Consider the following 18,697-nt stretch of genomic DNA (forward strand, 5'->3'; position numbering starts at 1 on the left):
GGTGATATCCGCAGAACAACACTGCGCTACTGGTGCTACGTGCCAAGATTTTATCATGTAGACCATATGCGCTCGTTTCAGATTGCGAAACTAGCAATTAACTTCCCAGTCATTTTGCCACACGCATCAGGGGCACACGACCGTGGTTAAATCAAAGCTTGCCCGATTTTAGACCGTGCGTTGTTTTTGCGCAACGAAAATGCCCATTTGTAACGCGCCTGTAACAATTGATCGCTTTTTTTGCCTCTTTTAAGGGCAGGTATCTTGAACTGATATTGCCATTGTGCATTATCGACAGGTCAACGTGCACGTCCCCGGTGCAAACTGCCAATCTTGTTGGTATGGCCAATTTGTACAGGTAGCTGGGCGCGCATGCTAAAATCGTGCGCTTGACTGTTAAGAGTGTCGAGCAAATGCCCACGGCGGCACTGCATGGCCAGGACGTACCCTTGCGGTACCCGTACTGGCCGTGCCGCCAGCCCGCCGATTTGTCTGGCACTCTGCGACATGGAAGCCGGGCCGCGCCAGCAGCGCGCGGCGCGGCGTCCACGACGACAGCCACCCAGGATATGCAGTATTGCGTCATACATTGCGTAACAGATAAGTTAACCACAGCCTGAGATCAGTCGAACCGCCAATGGATCAATTCGCAAAAGAAACAATTCCTATTTCCCTCGAAGAAGAGATGCGCAAGAGCTACCTCGATTACGCCATGAGCGTGATCGTCGGTCGCGCCTTGCCCGATGCGCGCGATGGCTTGAAGCCAGTGCACCGCCGCGTCTTGTTCGCGATGCATGAAATGAATAACGTGTGGAACCGCCCTTACGTCAAGTGCGCCCGCGTGGTCGGCGAAACCATGGGTAAATACCATCCCCACGGCGATGCCTCGATCTATGACACGCTGGTGCGCATGGCGCAAGATTTTTCGCTGCGCTACATGCTCGTCGATGGCCAGGGCAACTTCGGTTCCGTCGACGGCGACGGCGCCGCGGCGATGCGTTACACCGAGTGCCGCCTGGACAAGATCGCCGGCGAACTGCTGGCCGATATCGACAAGGATACCGTCGACTTCCAGCCCAACTACGATGGCAAGGAAAAGGAACCGACGGTCTTGCCGACGCGTATCCCGAACCTGCTGATCAATGGCTCGTCCGGTATCGCCGTCGGCATGGCGACGAACATTCCGCCACACAACATCACCGAAGTCATCGACGGCGCGCTGCACGTGCTGCGCAACCCCGATTGCACGATCGATGAATTGATCGAGCTGATCCCGGCGCCGGACTTCCCGACGGCCGGCATCATCTATGGCGTGTCCGGCGTGCGCGACGGCTACCGCACGGGCCGCGGCCGCGTGGTCATGCGCGCCAAGACCCACTTCGAAGAATACGGCAAGGACGGCGGCCGCATCGCCATCATCGTCGACGAACTGCCATTCCAGGTCAACAAGAAGTCCTTGCTGGAACGCATCGCTGAAAACGTGCGCGACAAGAAGCTCGACGGCATTTCCGACATCCGCGACGAATCCGACAAGTCGGGCATGCGCGTGGTGATCGAGCTGAAACGGGGCGAAGTGCCGGAAGTGGTGCTGAACAATCTGTACAAGCAGACCCAGTTGCAGGATACCTTCGGCATGAACATGGTGGCCCTGGTCGATGGACAGCCGAAGCTGCTGAACCTCAAGCAGATGCTGCAGTGCTTCCTGTCGCACCGCCGCGAAGTGGTGACGCGCCGTACCGTGTTCGAACTGCGCAAGGCGCGCGAACGCGGCCACGTGCTCGAAGGCCTGGCTGTCGCGCTGGCCAACATCGATGACTTCATCGCCATCATCAAGGCTGCGCCGACGCCGCCGATCGCCAAGGTCGAGCTGATGGCCAAGGCCTGGGATTCGTCCGTCGTGCGCGAAATGCTGGCCCGCACGGGCGACGGCACGACGCCAGGCGGCATCGATGCCTACCGTCCGGAAAACCTGCCGAAACACTATGGCATGCAAACGGATGGCCTGTACAAGCTGTCGGACGACCAGGCGCAGGAAATTCTGCAAATGCGCCTGCAGCGCCTGACCGGCCTGGAGCAGGACAAGATCGTCAACGAGTACAAGGACGTGATGGAGCATATCGCCGACTTGCTCGACATCCTGGCCAAGCCTGAACGCGTGACCGTCATCATCACCGATGAAATGACGGCGGCGAAGAACGAATACGGCATTGGCAACAAGGACGCGCGCCGCTCGCAGATCGAGTTGAACGCGACCGACCTGGAAACGGAAGACCTGATCACGCCGCAGGACATGGTCGTGACCCTGTCGCACACCGGCTACATGAAGGCCCAGCCGATCACCGAATACCGCGCGCAGAAGCGCGGTGGCCGCGGCAAGCAAGCCATGGCGACGAAAGAGGAAGACTGGATCGACCAGCTGTTCATCGCCAACACGCACGACTACATCCTGTGCTTCTCGGATCGTGGCCGCATGTACTGGCTGAAGGTGTGGGAAGTGCCGCAAGGCTCGCGCAATTCGCGCGGCAAGCCGATCGTCAACATGTTCCCGCTGCAGGACAACGAAAAGATCACCGTGATCCTGCCGCTGTCGGGCGAGAACCGCACGTTCCCGGAAGACCATTACGTGTTCATGTCGACCAGCCTCGGTACCGTCAAGAAAACGCCGCTGAAGGACTTCAGCAATCCACGCAAGGCCGGCATCATCGCGGTCGACCTGGACGACGGCGACTTCCTGATCGGCGCGGCGCTGACCGATGGCCAGCACGACGTGATGCTGTTCTCCGATTCGGGCAAGGCAGTGCGCTTCGATGAAAACGATGTGCGTCCGATGGGCCGTACGGCGCGCGGCGTGCGCGGCATGAACCTGGAAGAAGGCCAGCACGTGATCGCCCTGCTGGTGGCCGAGAACGAGCAGCAATCGGTGCTGACGGCAACGGAAAACGGCTACGGCAAGCGTACGCCGATCACCGAGTACACGCGCCATGGCCGTGGCACGAAAGGCATGATCGCCATCCAGACCAGCGAGCGCAACGGTAAAGTGGTTGCCGCGACCCTGGTCGATACCAGCGATGAAATCATGCTGATCACCACCGGTGGCGTATTGATCCGCACCCGCGTGTCGGAAATCCGCGAGATGGGCCGCGCGACGCAGGGCGTGACCCTGATCGCCGTGGAAGACGGCACCAAGCTGTCCGGCCTGCAGCGCGTGGTGGAAACGGATATCGACGAAGTCGAACTGACGACGGAGGCGGGCACGGAGGCCGCGCCGGCGGCGGCCGACCCGGTTGATCCTGTCGATCCGGCCCAGCCGGAGTAAGATGATTGGGGCTCTTTCGGGAGCCCCAATTGCTATTGGCGCGCCAGTTGCGGCGCCAGCCTGCGTGTCCCATTTGTTCCCCGCTTTTATAAAGTCCCGCATGCCATGAGAAAAATCGTTGCCACCTTCTTTGCCGCGTTTTCGCTGGCTTTCCTTGCGACCCTGCCGGCCCTGGCCCAGAGCACGCAAGCCACGCCTTCGCGCCAGGCGGCGCCCAGCCCCGCCATGAAAGTGGCCGTGCGGCGTATGCTCGACGCGATGCAGTTCCCGCAACTGACGCGCAATATCTTCGACCAGATGCTGCAATCGGTGCCCGCCATGATCCGCCAGTCGGCGCAGCAGCAAATCAATGGCAACCCGAAGCTGGACGAGCAGCGCAAGGCGCGCGCGCTGGCCAGCGCCGAAGAGGAAATTCCCCTGGCCATCGCCACTCTGACGCAGGTGCTGGCCGATCCGACCCTGATCGATGAACTGGGCGATGAAATGGTGCCCCTGTACGCGCGCTTTTACACGGTGCCGGAAGTCGAGCAGCTGACCGCCTTCTACAAGACGCCGCTGGGCCGCAAGATGCTGGCCACCATGCCGCAACTGTCCGCCGAATCGATGGCCATCAGCCAGCGCGTGCTGATCCCCCGCGTGAACGCCGTGCTTGACCAGGTTATGCGGGCGGCCACGCAGTCGCCCCAATAATTTCATTTTACTAAGGACCGTATCGTGACCCATATCTACAACTTCTCCGCCGGCCCCGCCGTCCTGCCCAAGGAAGTGCTGGCGCAAGCGGCCGCCGAGATGCAGGACTGGCATGGCAGTGGCATGTCGGTGATGGAAATGAGCCACCGTGGTCCCGAATTCATTTCCATCTACAAGCAGGCGGTGGCCGACCTGCGCGAGCTGCTGGCCGTGCCCGCGAACTACAAAATCCTGTTCCTGCAGGGCGGTGGACTGGGCGAGAACGCCATCATCCCGATGAACCTGGCGGGCCTGGCCGCGCAGCAGCCGGCCACGGTGGACTTCGTGCACACGGGTTCGTGGTCGGGCAAGTCGATCCAGGAAGCGGCCAAGTATGCGAACGTCAACGTGGCCGCGTCGTCCAAGGCTGCCCGTTTCACGGGCGTGCCGCCAGTCTCCGAATGGAAGCTGACGCCAGGCGCCGCCTACCTGCACATCTGCACCAATGAAACCATCGACGGTGTGGAATTCCAGCAGGCGCCAGACGTGCCGGCAGGGACCACCATCGTGGCAGACATGTCCTCGCACATTCTGTCGCGCGTGATCGACGTGTCGCAATACGGCGTCATCTTCGGCGGCGCGCAGAAAAATATCGGCCCGGCCGGCCTGACCCTGGTCATCGTGCGCGAAGACTTGCTGGGCAAGGCCTTGCCGATCTGCCCGTCGGCCTTCGACTGGACCATCGTTGCCGAACATGAGTCGATGTACAACACGCCGCCCACCTACGGCATCTATATCGCCGGCCTGGTTTTCCAGTGGCTCAAACGCCAGGGTGGCGTTGCAGCCATGGAACAGCGTAATATTGAGAAAGCGGCGCTGCTGTACGCGGCGCTCGATGCGGACGACTTTTACCAGAACCGGGTCGACTCCGCATACCGCTCGCGCATGACCATCCCGTTCTATCTGCGCGACGAAAGTCTGAACGATGCATTCCTGGCCGGCGCCAAGCAGCGCGGCCTGCTGCAACTGAAGGGCCACAAGTCCGTCGGCGGCATGCGTGCATCGATCTATAACGCGATGCCGATCGAGGGCGTGCAAGCCCTGGTCAACTATTTGAACGAGTTTGCCGGACGCTGAGTCGCCTAGACGACTGCGCCGGCCCGCCGCCGGCGCAGGCCGCGCGGCCATGATTGAAGTACAGCTGACGAAACAAACCACCATGACCGATAAATTGAAACCGCTGCGCGAACAGATCGATGCGATCGACGCGCAAATCCTCGAGCTGCTGAACCGCCGCGCGCAAATCGCCCAGCAAGTGGGCCATGTGAAGGCCGAGACGCAGGCGCCCGTGTTCCGTCCCGAGCGCGAGGCGCAGGTGCTGCGCGGCGTGGCCGAGCGCAATCCCGGCCCCATGGGCGACCGCGAAGTACAGACCATCTTCCGCGAAATCATGTCGTCCTGCCGCTCGCTGGAAAAGCGGGTCACCGTGGCGTATCTGGGCCCGGCCGGCACCTTCAGCGAACAGGCCGTGTATCAGCAGTTCGGCAGCGCCGTGGAAGGCTTGCCGTGCGCATCCATCGATGAAGTGTTCCGTTCCGCCGAAGCGGGAACGGCGGACTTCGGCGTGGTGCCGATCGAGAATTCCTCGGAAGGCGCCGTCAACCGCACCCTGGACATGATGCTGCAGACGAGCCTCATCATCAGCGGCGAGGTGGCGATCGCCGTGCACCACAGCCTGATGACGAAGAGCGGCAACATGGACGGCGTCACGTCCATCTGCGCCCATTCGCAGGCGCTGGCGCAGTGCCAGGTGTGGCTGAACCAGAATTATCCGCACGTTGCGCGCCACGCCGTGGCATCGAACGCCGAAGCGGCCCGCATGGCCGGCGAAGATGGCACGGTGGCCGCGATTGCCAGCGAACTGGCCGGCGCGCAGTACAAGCTGGGCGTGGTCAAGGGCCACATCCAGGACGATCCGCACAACCGCACGCGCTTTGCCGTCGTCGGTACCCTGCAGACGGCGCCGTCGGGCAAGGACCAGACGTCGCTGGTGCTGGCCGTGCCGAACAAGGCGGGCGCCGTGTACCAGTTGCTGGCGCCCCTGGCGAAACACGGCGTGTCGATGACGCGCTTCGAGTCGCGCCCGGCGCGCATGGGCAGCTGGGAGTATTATTTCTATGTCGACGTGGAGGGCCACGTGCACGACGCGGCCGTCGCCCAGGCGCTGGCCGAGCTGCAAAGCAATGCGGCGTTTTTCAAGGTGCTGGGGTCATATCCGGTCAGTCTGTGACTTCGTTGACTGGTGTCGGATTACGCTGCGCTAATCCGACCTACGGTAAGCTGTAGGTTGGGTTAGCGCAGCGTAACCCAACAAACAACCACGGTAAGCCGTAGCTTGGGTTGGGCAGCGTAACCCAACAACAGCCACCAGCCTAATCATTCACCAACTTTTAAAGAACACCATGTCTAAAAATATCGGTCCAGAATACGTCCGCGCCATCGCCCCTTATCAGAGCGGCAAACCGATCGCGGAAGTCGCGCGCGAATTCGGCCTCGACGAGGCAGCCATCGTCAAGCTGGCGTCGAATGAAAACCCGTACGGCATGCCGGAATCGGCCAAGCAGGCGATGATCGCCGCCATCGATGACCTGGGCCGCTACCCGGACGCCAACGGCTTTGACTTGAAAGCCGTGCTGTCGAAGCGCTATGACGTGCCGGCCGACTGGATCACCCTGGGCAATGGCAGCAACGACATCCTGGAAATCGCCGCGCACGCCTTCGTGCAGCATGGCGAATCCGTCGTGTACTCGCAGTATTCCTTCGCCGTGTACGCGCTGGCCACGCAAGGCCTGGGCGCGCGCCACATCGTCGTCCCGGCGCAAGCCTACGGCCATGACCTGGACGCCATGGCGGCGGCGATTGCCGACGACACGCGTCTGGTTTTCATCGCCAACCCGAACAACCCGACCGGCACCTTCCTGACGGCGGCGCAGCTCGAAGCCTTCCTGCAAAAAGTACCGGCGCATGTGGTCGTCGTGCTGGACGAGGCCTACAACGAATTCCTGTCGGACGACGACCAGTACGAGTCGACGGCGTGGGTGCGCCAGTATCCGAACCTGGTGGTCTCGCGCACCCTGTCGAAGGCCTACGGCCTGGCCGGCCTGCGCATCGGCTTCGCCATCGCCCAGCCTGTGCTGACGGACCTGATGAACCGCATCCGCCAGCCGTTCAACGTCAACTCGCTGGCGCAGGCGGCTGCGATTGCCGCCCTGAACGACAAGGACTTCCTCGAGCAAAGCGCGCGCAACAACGCGGCCGGCTACCAGCAGTTTACGGAAGCGTTTACGCAACTGGGCCTGGAATACGTGCCGTCGCACGGCAATTTCGTGCTGGTCAAGGTGGGCGACGACGATGGCGCCGGCGCGCGCGTGAACCTGGCGCTGCTCAAGCAGGGCGTGATCGTGCGTCCCGTGGGCAGCTATGGTTTGCCGCAATGGCTGCGCATTTCCATCGGCCTGCCGCAGGAAAACGCCATCTTCATCGCCGCGCTGACGAAAGCGCTGGCCTGACGATATGACGACGCCTGCACTGAACAAGGTAGTCATCTTTGGCGTAGGCCTGATCGGCGGTTCGTTCGCGCGCGCCCTGAAACATGCGGGCGTGGCGGCCACCGTGGTCGGCATGGGCCGCTCGCAGGCGTCGATGGTGCGCGCGCTCGAACTGGGCATCATCGATGAAATCGGCGGCGACATGGCGCAAGCCTTGCATGGCGCCGATCTGGTGCTGCTGGCCGCGCCCGTGGCGCAAACGGGCGCCATCCTGGCAGCCATCGCGCCGCACCTGCAGCCGGGCACCATCGTCACCGATGCGGGCAGCACGAAGAGCGACGTGGTGGCGGCCGCGCGCGCGGCGCTGGGTGGAAAAGTCGGGCAATTCGTGCCCGGCCACCCGATCGCGGGGCGCGAGACGAATGGCCCCGACGCCGCCATCATCGATCTGTATCAGGGCAAGAAAGTGGTGCTCACGCCGCTGGCGGAAAACGCCGCGGCCGACGTGGCGCGCGTGGCAGCCGCGTGGCGCGCCTGCGGCGCCATCCTGCACACTTTGAGCCCCGAAGAGCATGACAAGGTGTTTGCCGCCGTCAGCCATCTGCCGCATCTGCTGGCCTTTGCGCTGGTCGACGACATCGCCAACAAACCGCACGCGGGCCTGCTGTTCCAATACGCGGCGAGCGGCTTTCGCGACTTTACGCGCATCGCTGGCTCATCGCCGGAAATGTGGCGCGACATCAGCCTGGCCAACCAGCCGGCGCTGCTGCACGAACTGGATGCCTACCTGGCGCAGTTGACGACCTTGCGCGCCCATCTGGCCGCGAATGACGGCGCCGCCATCGAAGGCGTGTATGCGAACGCCCAGCACGCGCGGCAGCAATGGATCGAGGCGATTGAAACGGCGGAAGTACCAGCCTCGCCCTCACGATAAATACTCAAGGATTCCAGCATGACCCAGACCAAGCACTACCCCCACCATATCGATTTGAAGCCGGTGATGCATGCCGAAGGCACGGTGCGCTTGCCCGGCTCGAAAAGCATTTCCAATCGCGTGCTGCTGCTGGCCGCGCTGGCCAAGGGCACGACGAAGATCGTCGACTTGCTCGCCTCCGACGACACCTTCGTCATGCTGACGGCACTGACGTCGCTGGGCGTGAAATGGACGCAGGACGAGCTGACGGGCGATCCGGCCACGGCGCATCAGATCCACCACGTGGAAGGCTGCGGCGGCGTGTTCCCGCACCACGAGGCGGACCTGTTCATGGGTAACGCCGGCACGGCGATCCGCCCGCTGACGGCGGCGCTGGCCGTGATCGGCGGCGACTATACCCTGCATGGCGTATCGCGCATGCACGAGCGCCCCATCGGCGACCTGGTCGACGCGCTGAACGCCGTCGGCACGCAGATCGAATACACGGGCGAGCAGGGCTTCCCGCCGCTGCGCATCCGCCGTGGCCACATCCACGCGCAGCGCATCGCCGTGCGCGGCAACGTGTCGAGCCAGTTTTTGACGGCTTTGCTGATGGTGGCGCCGCTGATGGCGCGCGACCATGCGGTGACCATCGATGTGACGGGCGAGCTGATCTCGAAGCCGTACATCGAGATCACGCTGAACCTGATGCGCCGTTTCGGCGTGACGGTCGAGCATGACGGCTGGCAGTCGTTCACCGTGCAGCCGGGCCAGCAATATCAAAGCCCGGGCACGATCCACGTGGAAGGCGATGCGTCGTCGGCCTCGTACTTCCTGGCGGCTGGCGCCATCGGCGGCGGTCCCGTGCGCGTGGAAGGCGTGGGGCGCGACAGCATCCAGGGCGACGTGCGCTTCGTTGAAGCCTTGCAGCAGATGGGCGCGACCATCACCATGGGCGAGAACTGGATCGAAGCCCGTTCGAACGGCGTGCTGAAAGCCGTCGACATGGATTTCAACCATATTCCCGACGCGGCCATGACGATCGCCGTGGCTGCCCTGTACGCGGACGGCACCAGCATTTTGCGCAATATCGCCAGCTGGAGGGTGAAGGAAACGGACCGCCTGGCCGCCATGGCGACGGAATTGCGCAAGCTGGGCGCGGAAGTGGAAGAGGGCGCCGATTACCTGCGCGTGACGCCGCCGGCCGAGATTCTTGCCGCCACCATCGACACGTATGACGACCACCGCATGGCCATGTGCTTCTCGCTCGCCTCGCTGGACGGCGCCGCGCGCCGCGGCAATGAGATGCGCATCAACGACCCGAAATGCGTGGCCAAGACCTTCCCCGAGTATTTCGCCGCGTTTGCGGGGATTGCAAAAGACACCCTGATTTAATTGATTGCTCATACTATGCCGACCTCCCACATCCCAGTCATCGCCATCGACGGCCCCACCGCTTCCGGCAAGGGCACGGTGGCGCACCGCGTGGCCGACAAGCTGGGCTTTCATTACCTGGACTCGGGCGCGCTGTACCGCCTGACGGCCTTGAGCGCGCTGCGCCGCGGCACGGATTTGCGCGACGAGCACGCGCTGGCCAAGCTGGCCGAACACTTGCCCTGCCATTTTGCGGGAGGCGAGATCCTGCTGGCGCATGAAAACGTCACCGAGCAGATCCGTGCCGAAGAGGTTGGCAATACGGCGTCGAAGATTGCCGTATTGCCAACGGTGCGCCATGCCCTCGTGGGCTTGCAGCTGGGCTTTCGCAAGACGCCGGGCCTGGTGGCCGACGGGCGCGACATGGGCACGGTGATCTTCCCGCATGCGCAATTGAAGGTCTTCCTGACGGCCAGCGTCGAGGCGCGCGCGCAACGGCGCTACAAGCAATTGATAGACAAGGGTTTTTCTGCTAATATGGAAGACCTTCTGATGGATTTGCAGGCGCGGGACGAACGTGATACTCACCGTGCGATTGCGCCGCTGGTCCCCGCGGAAGGGGCGCATGTCCTCGATACCTCGGCCATGACAGCTGATGAAGCTGTCGAAACCGTGTTGAAATGGTATGCCGCAGTTGCAAAATAAGCAGCAAAATAGCGTGTATTGATGTGTAGTGCGTGCTATGTGGTGCCCGTTGACGGCTCCTGGCCTGTCCGGGTGTGTCAAAAACCTAACCCAGTTTAAGTCGCATCGTGCGATCTCTGCTGGATAACCTGTGTGAACCCTATGTCTACTGTTACAACTAACGAATCTACCGGTATGGAAAGTTTTGCTGCGCTCTTCGAGGAATCGTTGTCGCGTCAAGATATGCGCTCCGGCGAAGTTATTTCCGCTGAAGTCGTGCGCCTCGACCACAATTTCGTGATCGTGAACGCCGGCCTCAAATCCGAAGCATTCATCCCTGTCGAAGAATTCAAGAACGACCACGGCGAACTGGAAGTCAAAGTTGGTGACTTCGTTTCCGTGGCGATCGAATCGCTGGAAAACGGTTTCGGCGATACCATCCTGTCGCGCGATAAAGCCAAGCGTCTGGCTTCGTGGCTGGCTCTGGAAAAAGCGATGGAATCGGGCGAAATCGTCGTCGGTACCGTCAATGGTAAAGTCAAAGGCGGTCTGACCGTGTTGACCAACGGCATCCGCGCATTCCTGCCGGGCTCGCTGGTTGATACCCGTCCTGTCAAAGACACCACCCCATTCGAAGGCAAAACCCTCGAATTCAAAGTGATCAAGCTGGATCGCAAGCGTAACAACGTGGTTCTGTCCCGCCGCGCCGTCATCGAAGCTTCGATGGGCGAAGAGCGTCAGAAACTGATGGAAACGCTGAAAGAAGGCACGGTCGTGACCGGCGTCGTCAAAAATATCACCGACTACGGCGCGTTCGTGGATCTGGGCGGTATCGATGGCCTGCTGCACATCACCGACCTGGCATGGCGCCGTGTACGTCACCCGTCGGAAGTACTGACGGTTGGCCAGGAAATCACCGCCAAAGTCCTGAAATACGATCAAGAGAAAAACCGTGTTTCGCTGGGCGTGAAACAACTGGGCGACGATCCTTGGACCGGTCTGTCCCGTCGTTACCCACAAAGCACCCGTCTGTTCGGTAAAGTAACGAACCTGACCGACTACGGCGCGTTCGTTGAAGTGGAACAGGGTATCGAAGGTCTGGTACACGTTTCCGAAATGGACTGGACGAACAAAAACGTTGCTCCTAACAAAGTTGTCCAACTGGGCGACGAAGTAGAAGTGATGGTTCTGGAAATCGACGAAGAGCGTCGTCGTATTTCGCTGGGCATGAAACAGTGCAAAGCCAATCCATGGGACGACTTCGGTGTTACCCATAAGAAAGGTGACAAAGTCCGCGGCGCGATCAAATCGATCACCGACTTCGGCGTGTTCATCGGCCTGGCCGGCAACATCGACGGTCTGGTGCACCTGTCCGACCTGTCCTGGACCGAAACCGGCGAAGAAGCCGTGCGTCGCTTCAAGAAAGGTGACGAACTGGAAGCCATCGTTCTGGCCATCGACGTTGAGCGCGAGCGCGTTTCCCTGGGCGTCAAGCAACTGGAAGGTGACCCATTCAACAACTTCGCAGCCATGAACGACAAAGGCTCGCTGGTAACCGGTACCGTTAAATCGGTTGAGCCTAAAGGCGCCGTGATCCAACTGTCCGAAGAAGTTGAAGGCTACCTGCGCGCTTCCGAAATCTCGCGCGACCGCGTTGAAGATGCTGGTACGCACCTGAAAGTCGGCGACACCGTCGAAGCAATGGTGTTGAACATCGACCGCAAAGCCCGTGGTATCCAACTGTCGATCAAAGCGAAAGACAATGTTGAAACCCAGGAAGCCATGCAGAAGATGGCAGCTACCGACAACAACGCAGCTTCGGGCACCACCAGCCTGGGCGCCTTGTTGAAAGCTAAGTTCGATAACAAGAACTAAGACTGCGGATACGGCAGATGACAAAGTCCGAGCTGATCAACCGCCTCGCTGAGCGTTATTCTCAGCTGGTGGCGAAAGATGCGGAGTATGCCGTCAAGACCATTCTCGATGCGATGACCAACGCCCTGGCGACCGGTCAGCGTATCGAGATCCGCGGTTTTGGCAGTTTTGCCCTGAACAGCAGGCCCCCGCGCATCGGCCGCAACCCGAAGTCCGGCGACAAGGTGATGGTTCCCGAAAAACGGGTACCCCACTTCAAGCCGGGCAAACAGTTGCGCGAGCGGGTGGACGCGATGGTCGGGCAACCGATTATCGAGGATTAATCGTCTGCTGGAAGGCGACATAGAAAGCGGCGTCCTTGGATGCCGCTTTTTTTTGTTAATATGCTGAGAATGCCTGACATAAGCTACTGCGCGTCGCGCTTTGCGGCCTGCGATGCTTACTGTACTTCAGTAAGGTTGCGCTTCTCGGACCAACGGGGGTGCCGAGCCTCGCTGACGCTCGCTACGGTTTTATCAGCGCTCTACGTTTGTGTCATGTGGCACGGGCATTTTTTTTGTTCACTCTGGACCTATCGATGAAAATCATCTCCACCATCGTTGGCTGTGTTCTTTTCGTCCTGTTCTTCAGTTTTGCGCTGAAGAATGCGCAGGTTGTCGACCTGCATGTTTTCCTCAATTATGAAATTCGCGGCCCCCTGGTCCTGATGCTGCTGGGCTTTTTTGTCGCTGGCGCCAGCCTGGGCGTACTGGCCTTGACGCCGACCGTGTTCCGTCACCGCCGCGAAGCAACCAAGCAAAAAACCACCATTGCCGCGCTGCAGACCGTTGGCGTGGCCAGCAATGTCCAGCCGCAACCGGACAGCGTGAGCGCGCAGTAAGCGGCGCCGTCGCTCCTATCTCTCTTACTCGAATAAAAACAATCGCATGGATTTTGAACTCTGGTGGCTCTTGGGTATCCCGGTGTTTTTCGCGCTGGGCTGGATTGCCGCGCGTGTGGACATTCATCAACTGGTGTCCGAATCGCGCAGCCTGCCGCGCAATTACTTCAAGGGCTTGAATTTCCTGCTCAATGAACAGCATGACAAGGCCATCGATGCCTTCATCGAAGTCGTCAAGCTGGACCCGGAATCGGCCGATATGCACTTTGCGCTGGGCAATCTGTTCCGCCGCCGCGGCGAAACGGAGCGCGCCATCCGCGTGCACCAGAATTTGCTGGCGCGCCCGGACCTGCCGCTGGAACAGCAGGGCCATGCCGCCTATGAGCTGGGCATGGATTACCTGAAGGCGGGCTTGCTGGACCGCGCCGAAGAAACCTTCAACAGCCTGGTCGACACGCAATATGCGGCCCAGGCGCGCCGCGCGCTGCTGGAAATCTACCAGCGCGAAAAGGAATGGCCACGCGCCATCGAAGCGGCCGTGGGCTTGCAGGAATCGGGCGCCGGCGCGCGCCAGAAGGAAATCGCCCAGTTCTATTGCGAACTGGCGCATGACGCCCTCGTGCACATGAAGCCGGACGACGCCATGCCGCTGCTGGAAAAAGCCTTGCAGACGGACCGCAAGAGCGTGCGTGCCACCATCCTGACGGGCGACGTGCTGCTGGCGCGCGGCGACGTGGAAGGCGCGTTGACCACCTGGCGCCGCGTGGAGCAGCAAAGCGTGCCGCACGTGGCCCTGGTGGCGCAGCGCCTGATGGACGGGTATACCAAGGTCGGCCGTGCGCAGGAAGGCGTCAACCTGCTGCGCTCCTACCTGGAAGAGGCGTCGTCGATCGACCTGATCGAAGTCGTCTTCAAGGCCGTCATCGAGCTCGACGGCGTGGAAGCGGCGAAGCAGCTGGTCAGCGCCGAGCTGCGCCGCACGCCGACCCTGCTGGGCCTGGATAAACTGCTGGAAGCGCGCATGATGGATGCGCCGGCCGCCATCTGGTCCGAGCTGTCGATGGTGAAAAACCTCGTGCACGGCTACACGCAGAAGCTGGCCCGCTACCAGTGCAGCCACTGCGGCTTCAAGGCGCGCCAGTTCTACTGGCACTGCCCTGGCTGCAACAAGTGGGAGACTTACCCACCACGCCGCACAGAAGAACTCAATGTCATGAACTGATTCGTACACGTCACCTTGCCCTGAGCAATGTGGCGTGTACTTCTATGTAAGACCTGCTTTTTATCCATACGGTACATCCATGAAAATCACCATTATCGGCACCGGCTATGTTGGCCTCGTGACCGGCGCCTGCCTGGCGGAGCTGGGCAACGACGTCTTTTGCCTCGACCTGGACGCACAGAAGGTCGCCTTGCTCAACAGCGGCGGCATCCCCATCCATGAACCTGGCCTGGAAGAAGTCGTGGCGCGCAACCGCGCCGCCGGCCGCATGACCTTTTCCACCGACGTCGAGGCTGCTGCCGCGCACGGCGTGATGCAATTCATCGCCGTCGGCACGCCGCCCGATGAAGACGGCTCGGCCGACCTGCAATACGTGCTGGCGGCCGCGCGCGGCATCGGCAAGTACATGACGGACTTCAAGGTCATCGTTGACAAGTCCACCGTGCCCGTGGGCACAGCTGAAAAAGTGCGCGCCGCCATTCAGGGCGAACTCGACGCACGCGGCGTGGCCGCCACGTTCTCGGTGGCGTCGAACCCGGAATTCCTCAAGGAAGGCGCTGCCGTCGAAGATTTCATGCGCCCCGACCGCATCGTCATCGGTGTCGATGCGACGCCGGACGGCGAGCGCGCGCGCGAATTGCTGAAAAGCCTGTATGCGCCGTTCAACCGCAACCACGAGCGCACCTACTGGATGGATGTGCGCTCGGCTGAATTCACGAAGTATGCGGCCAATGCCATGCTGGCCACGCGCATCTCGTTCATGAATGAATTGGCGAACCTGGCCGACAAGGTGGGCGTCGACATCGAGGCCGTGCGCCACGGCATCGGTTCCGACCCGCGCATCGGCCACAGCTTCCTGTACGCCGGCTGCGGCTATGGCGGTTCCTGTTTCCCGAAAGACGTGCAGGCGCTCGAGCGCACGGCGCGCGGCCACGGCCAGGAACTGCTGATCCTGCGCGCCGTCGAAGCCGTCAACGACCAGCAGAAGCAGGTGCTGGGCCGAAAAGTGGTCACTCGCTTCGGCGCCGACCTGACGGGCCGGCATTTCGCCGTGTGGGGCCTGGCCTTCAAGCCGAATACGGACGACATGCGCGAAGCGTCGGCCCGTGTCCTGCTGGCGGACCTGCTGGGACGCGGCGCCACCGTGGCCGTGTATGACCCCGTCGCCATGGCCGAGGCGCGCCGCGTGCTGCAACTGGACTTGACGCCGGAGCAACTGGCCAAGGTGCGCTTTGCCGACAGTCCGAAGGATGCGCTGCAGGACGCCGATGCGCTGGTCATCGTGACCGAATGGAAAGCCTTCCGCAGCCCCGATTTCGAGCAGATCAAGGCGCGCCTGAAGCAGGCAGTGATCTTTGACGGGCGCAACCTGTTCGAGCCGGCCGTCATGGCCGAGAATGGCATCGAATACCACGGGATCGGTCGCTCGATCCTGACGCGCGCATGAGCGCCCAAGAGGTGGTCGCCTTGACGGCGCCGGCCGCATTGGCCCAGGTACGCCTGCTGGTGGTGGGCGATGTGATGCTGGACCGCTACTGGTTCGGCGATGTCAGCCGCATCTCGCCGGAAGCGCCCGTGCCCATCGTGCGCATCGAGAAGCGCGAAGAGCGCCTGGGCGGGGCGGCCAACGTGGCGCGCAACGCGGCCGCGCTGGGCGCGAAGACGAGCTTGCTGGGCGTGGTGGGCGACGACGAGGCCGGCAGCCAGGTCGAGCGCCTGCTCGAAGGCGGCGGCATCCACAGTTATCTGCAGCGCGATGCGGCCATTTCCACCATCATCAAGCTGCGCGTGATCGGCCGGCAGCAGCAGATGCTGCGCATCGACTTCGAAGATGCGCCCAGCGATACGGTGCTGCGCGACAAACTGGCGCAGTTTAATGCCCTCTTGCCGCACTACGATGTGGTGGTCTTGTCCGATTACGCCAAAGGCAGCCTGGTGAACGTGGCCGAGATGATCAAGGCGGCGAGAAAGGCCGGCAAGATCGTCATGGTCGACCCGAAAGGCGATGATTTCAGCCGCTATTCGGGTGCGTCAGTACTCACTCCGAACAAGTCCGAACTGCGCCGCGTGATCGGCAGCTGGAACACGGAAGAGCAACTCACGGAGCGGGCGCAGCAGATGCGCGCGCAACTGGGCCTGGACGCCTTGCTGTTGACGCGCTCGGAAGAGGGCATGAGCCTGTACACGGCCGATGAGGTGGTGCACATGCCCACCGATGCGCGCGAAGTGTTCGATGTCTCGGGCGCCGGCGACACGGTGATCGCCACCATGGCGGCCATGCTGGGCGCCGGCATGAGCCTGGGCGACGCCGTGCGCACGGCCAACCGCGCCGGCGGCATCGTCGTCGGCAAGCTGGGCACGGCCACCGTCACCCGAGAAGAGCTGTTCCCGCAGTAAATATGCTGTATCACCTGCGCCGGTCTGTTTGATCTGGCGCAGGTTTCCCCGCCGTTTCGCTGTCCCGTCTTGTCAACCGTATCACGCCACAGCCGTTAAGCCGTTAAGGCGCTGTTCCTCCTTTGCGTTCGAGTCATCTTGAAACCACATTACGGAGAGATACCCATGTTCAAAAAAATACTGCTGGCCATCGCCACCCTGATCGCGACGATGGGCTTTGCCTTTGCCCAGGTCGATGTCAACAAGGCGGATCAGGCGGCACTCGACAGCGTCAAGGGCATCGGCCCCGTCACGTCGAAAGCCATCATCGATGAACGCGCCAAGGGCGGCGCCTTCAAGGATTGGGCTGATTTCGAAACACGCGTGAAGGGTATCGGCCCGAAAAGTTCCGTGAAGCTGTCGGAAGCGGGCTTGCAGGTGAATGGCCAGGCCAAGTCCGGCGCGCCAGCGGCGCCCGCTCCGGCGGCGAAAGCTGCCCCGGCAAAAAAGGACGCTGCTGTGAAGGAAGTTGCAGCGAAAGAAGCCGCACCGAAACCAGCTGCTGCGACCGACACCGCTGCGGCGCCAGCCAAGACAGCTGCTGAAACGAGGAAGGAAGCTGCTGCCGCCAAGAAAGAAGCCAAGGCCGCCGCCGCTGCCGCGAAAAAAGAAGCTGCCGCCGCCAAGGTAGTGCCTGCAGCAGCCGTTGCTCCTGCTGCCGCGGCGGCCGATGCCGCCCCCGTGAAAACGGCTGCCGAAACGAAGAAGGAAGCCGCTGCCGCGAAGAAAGCGGCAACGGCCGCCAAGAAAGAAGCCAAGGCTGCGGAAGCGGCTGCGAAGAAGGAAGCCAAACTGGCTGCTGCCGACGCGAAGAAGGCCGAAGCCGAGAAAAAGTAAGCGTGTCGTTGTGAAGCGTGTTGCGTGGTGGTGCCACGCAGCACGAGAAGAAAACCCCGCGTGGTACCGGCCGCGCGGGGTTTTTTTTATTCCGCAGCCTGGACTTCCGGCTTGCCAGTGCGCCGGAATGGCGCAGCCAGTTGCCCCGCCAGCGTCTGCGGCATGGCGGCCTCGATGCCGCAGGCGGCCGGCCAGGCGCGCGGCAGGTGATATGTGCCGAACAGCCGGTCCAGCACGGGTAAGGTAGAGGCGTAGTTGCGGTTGATGTGCTCGAATTTGCTGTGATGCCAGTGGTGGAAGGCGGGCGTGGCCACCAGCCATTCCAGCGGGCCGAAGCGCCAGCGCAGGTTGGCGTGGATGAAGAAGCCCCAGACGGTGCCGATCAGCAACAGCAGTACGGGGGCGGCGCTGCCTGCCGCACTTGGGCCGGCCAGGCCCAGCAGATACAGGGGTGTCAGGCCGAACAGACGCGTGACGACCATGTCGACTGGATGGGTGCGCGTATTGGCGAGGAAATACAGCTGTTCCATGCTGTGGTGCACGGCATGGTAGCGCCACAGCCATGGAATTTCATGGCTGAGCCGATGGCCCCAGTAAGTGCCGACTTCGCCGATCAGCAAGCCCAGCAGTATCTTGCCCCACAGGGGCAGGGCAGACAGGGCGGCGGGGATGGTATCCGGCAGCAAGCGCTGGCCAGCGACGGCGAGCAGGGCCAGCGGCGCGGCCAGCAAGGCGGCCGGCAGCAGACTGCTGATGAAATAAAAGCCCAGGTCGCTGAACAGTTCCGTGCGGGAACGCCCCGCGTGACGCTCGCCAAAGAAGCGCTCGAGCGGCACGAAGATCACGGCCAGGAGCACCAGCCACAGGACCAGGCGCAGCACATCGATGGCGATGCCGGGCAAGTGGGTTTGCAAGGTATGCAGCAGGCTCATTTCATTCCATC

General features: G+C 61.9%; 16 protein-coding genes. 15 read left to right on the plus strand and 1 reads right to left on the minus strand.

The window, feature by feature from the left end:
• The first annotated feature begins 637 nt into the window (after window positions 1–637).
• The 15 genes from gyrA to U0004_RS07955 all read left to right on the plus strand — a co-directional run bounded on the left by gyrA (window position 638) and on the right by U0004_RS07955 (window position 17,754).
• Window positions 638–3,316 (plus strand): DNA gyrase subunit A, encoded by a 2,679-nt coding sequence (gene gyrA, locus U0004_RS07885; protein WP_070257569.1) that lies wholly within the window; start codon window positions 638–640, stop codon window positions 3,314–3,316.
• A 105-nt stretch (window positions 3,317–3,421) separates the two neighbouring features.
• Window positions 3,422–4,006, plus strand: coding sequence for a DUF2059 domain-containing protein (locus tag U0004_RS07890; protein WP_070257570.1), 585 nt, complete (start codon window positions 3,422–3,424; stop codon window positions 4,004–4,006).
• Between the two features lie 24 nt (window positions 4,007–4,030).
• Window positions 4,031–5,122, plus strand: a complete 1,092-nt coding sequence (serC, locus tag U0004_RS07895; protein ID WP_070257571.1) for a 3-phosphoserine/phosphohydroxythreonine transaminase — start codon at window positions 4,031–4,033, stop codon at window positions 5,120–5,122.
• An 82-nt stretch (window positions 5,123–5,204) separates the two neighbouring features.
• Window positions 5,205–6,275, plus strand: coding sequence for a prephenate dehydratase (gene pheA / locus U0004_RS07900; protein WP_070257597.1), 1,071 nt, complete (start codon window positions 5,205–5,207; stop codon window positions 6,273–6,275).
• Between the two features lie 172 nt (window positions 6,276–6,447).
• Window positions 6,448–7,554 (plus strand): histidinol-phosphate transaminase, encoded by a 1,107-nt coding sequence (gene hisC, locus U0004_RS07905; protein WP_070257572.1) that lies wholly within the window; start codon window positions 6,448–6,450, stop codon window positions 7,552–7,554.
• Window positions 7,555–7,558: 4 nt separating this feature from the next.
• On the plus strand, window positions 7,559–8,467 hold the full coding sequence (locus U0004_RS07910; protein WP_174718094.1) for a prephenate dehydrogenase: 909 nt from the start codon (window positions 7,559–7,561) through the stop codon (window positions 8,465–8,467).
• Between the two features lie 18 nt (window positions 8,468–8,485).
• On the plus strand, window positions 8,486–9,841 hold the full coding sequence (gene aroA, locus U0004_RS07915) for a 3-phosphoshikimate 1-carboxyvinyltransferase (RefSeq protein WP_070257573.1): 1,356 nt from the start codon (window positions 8,486–8,488) through the stop codon (window positions 9,839–9,841).
• A 15-nt stretch (window positions 9,842–9,856) separates the two neighbouring features.
• Window positions 9,857–10,525, plus strand: coding sequence for a (d)CMP kinase (gene cmk, locus U0004_RS07920; protein ID WP_070257574.1), 669 nt, complete (start codon window positions 9,857–9,859; stop codon window positions 10,523–10,525).
• Window positions 10,526–10,666: 141 nt separating this feature from the next.
• The gene (gene rpsA, locus U0004_RS07925; protein ID WP_071650172.1) at window positions 10,667–12,379 is read left to right on the plus strand and encodes a 30S ribosomal protein S1; all 1,713 of its coding nucleotides are present in this window, start codon (window positions 10,667–10,669) and stop codon (window positions 12,377–12,379) included.
• 17 nt (window positions 12,380–12,396) lie between these two features.
• Window positions 12,397–12,702: an integration host factor subunit beta gene (locus U0004_RS07930; RefSeq protein ID WP_008446215.1), complete on the plus strand. Its 306-nt coding sequence runs from the start codon at window positions 12,397–12,399 to the stop codon at window positions 12,700–12,702.
• A 254-nt stretch (window positions 12,703–12,956) separates the two neighbouring features.
• Entirely contained in the window at window positions 12,957–13,259 is a 303-nt protein-coding gene (locus tag U0004_RS07935; protein WP_034751796.1) for a LapA family protein, read from the plus strand.
• A 46-nt stretch (window positions 13,260–13,305) separates the two neighbouring features.
• Window positions 13,306–14,481 carry a lipopolysaccharide assembly protein LapB gene (lapB, locus tag U0004_RS07940; protein ID WP_034782020.1) on the plus strand — a complete coding sequence of 392 codons (1,176 nt, stop codon included), beginning with the start codon at window positions 13,306–13,308 and terminating at the stop codon, window positions 14,479–14,481.
• A gap of 79 nt (window positions 14,482–14,560) precedes the next feature.
• Window positions 14,561–15,928, plus strand: coding sequence for a UDP-glucose dehydrogenase family protein (locus U0004_RS07945; RefSeq protein WP_070257575.1), 1,368 nt, complete (start codon window positions 14,561–14,563; stop codon window positions 15,926–15,928).
• A complete protein-coding gene (gene rfaE1 / locus U0004_RS07950; RefSeq protein ID WP_052140095.1) occupies window positions 15,925–16,878 on the plus strand; it encodes a D-glycero-beta-D-manno-heptose-7-phosphate kinase in 954 nt (317 codons plus the stop codon). The genes U0004_RS07945 and rfaE1 overlap by 4 nt, the downstream gene beginning before the upstream one ends.
• Window positions 16,879–17,043: 165 nt before the next feature.
• Window positions 17,044–17,754, plus strand: a complete 711-nt coding sequence (locus U0004_RS07955; protein WP_034782026.1) for a ComEA family DNA-binding protein — start codon at window positions 17,044–17,046, stop codon at window positions 17,752–17,754.
• Between the two features lie 86 nt (window positions 17,755–17,840).
• Here the strand turns inward: U0004_RS07955 and U0004_RS07960 are convergent, their stop codons facing one another.
• Window positions 17,841–18,686 (minus strand): sterol desaturase family protein, encoded by an 846-nt coding sequence (locus U0004_RS07960; RefSeq protein WP_070257576.1) that lies wholly within the window; start codon window positions 18,684–18,686, stop codon window positions 17,841–17,843.
• Window positions 18,687–18,697: the final 11 nt, after the last annotated feature.

Source organism: Janthinobacterium lividum, assembly GCF_034424625.1.
In the GTDB taxonomy this organism is placed as follows: domain Bacteria; phylum Pseudomonadota; class Gammaproteobacteria; order Burkholderiales; family Burkholderiaceae_D; genus Janthinobacterium; species Janthinobacterium lividum.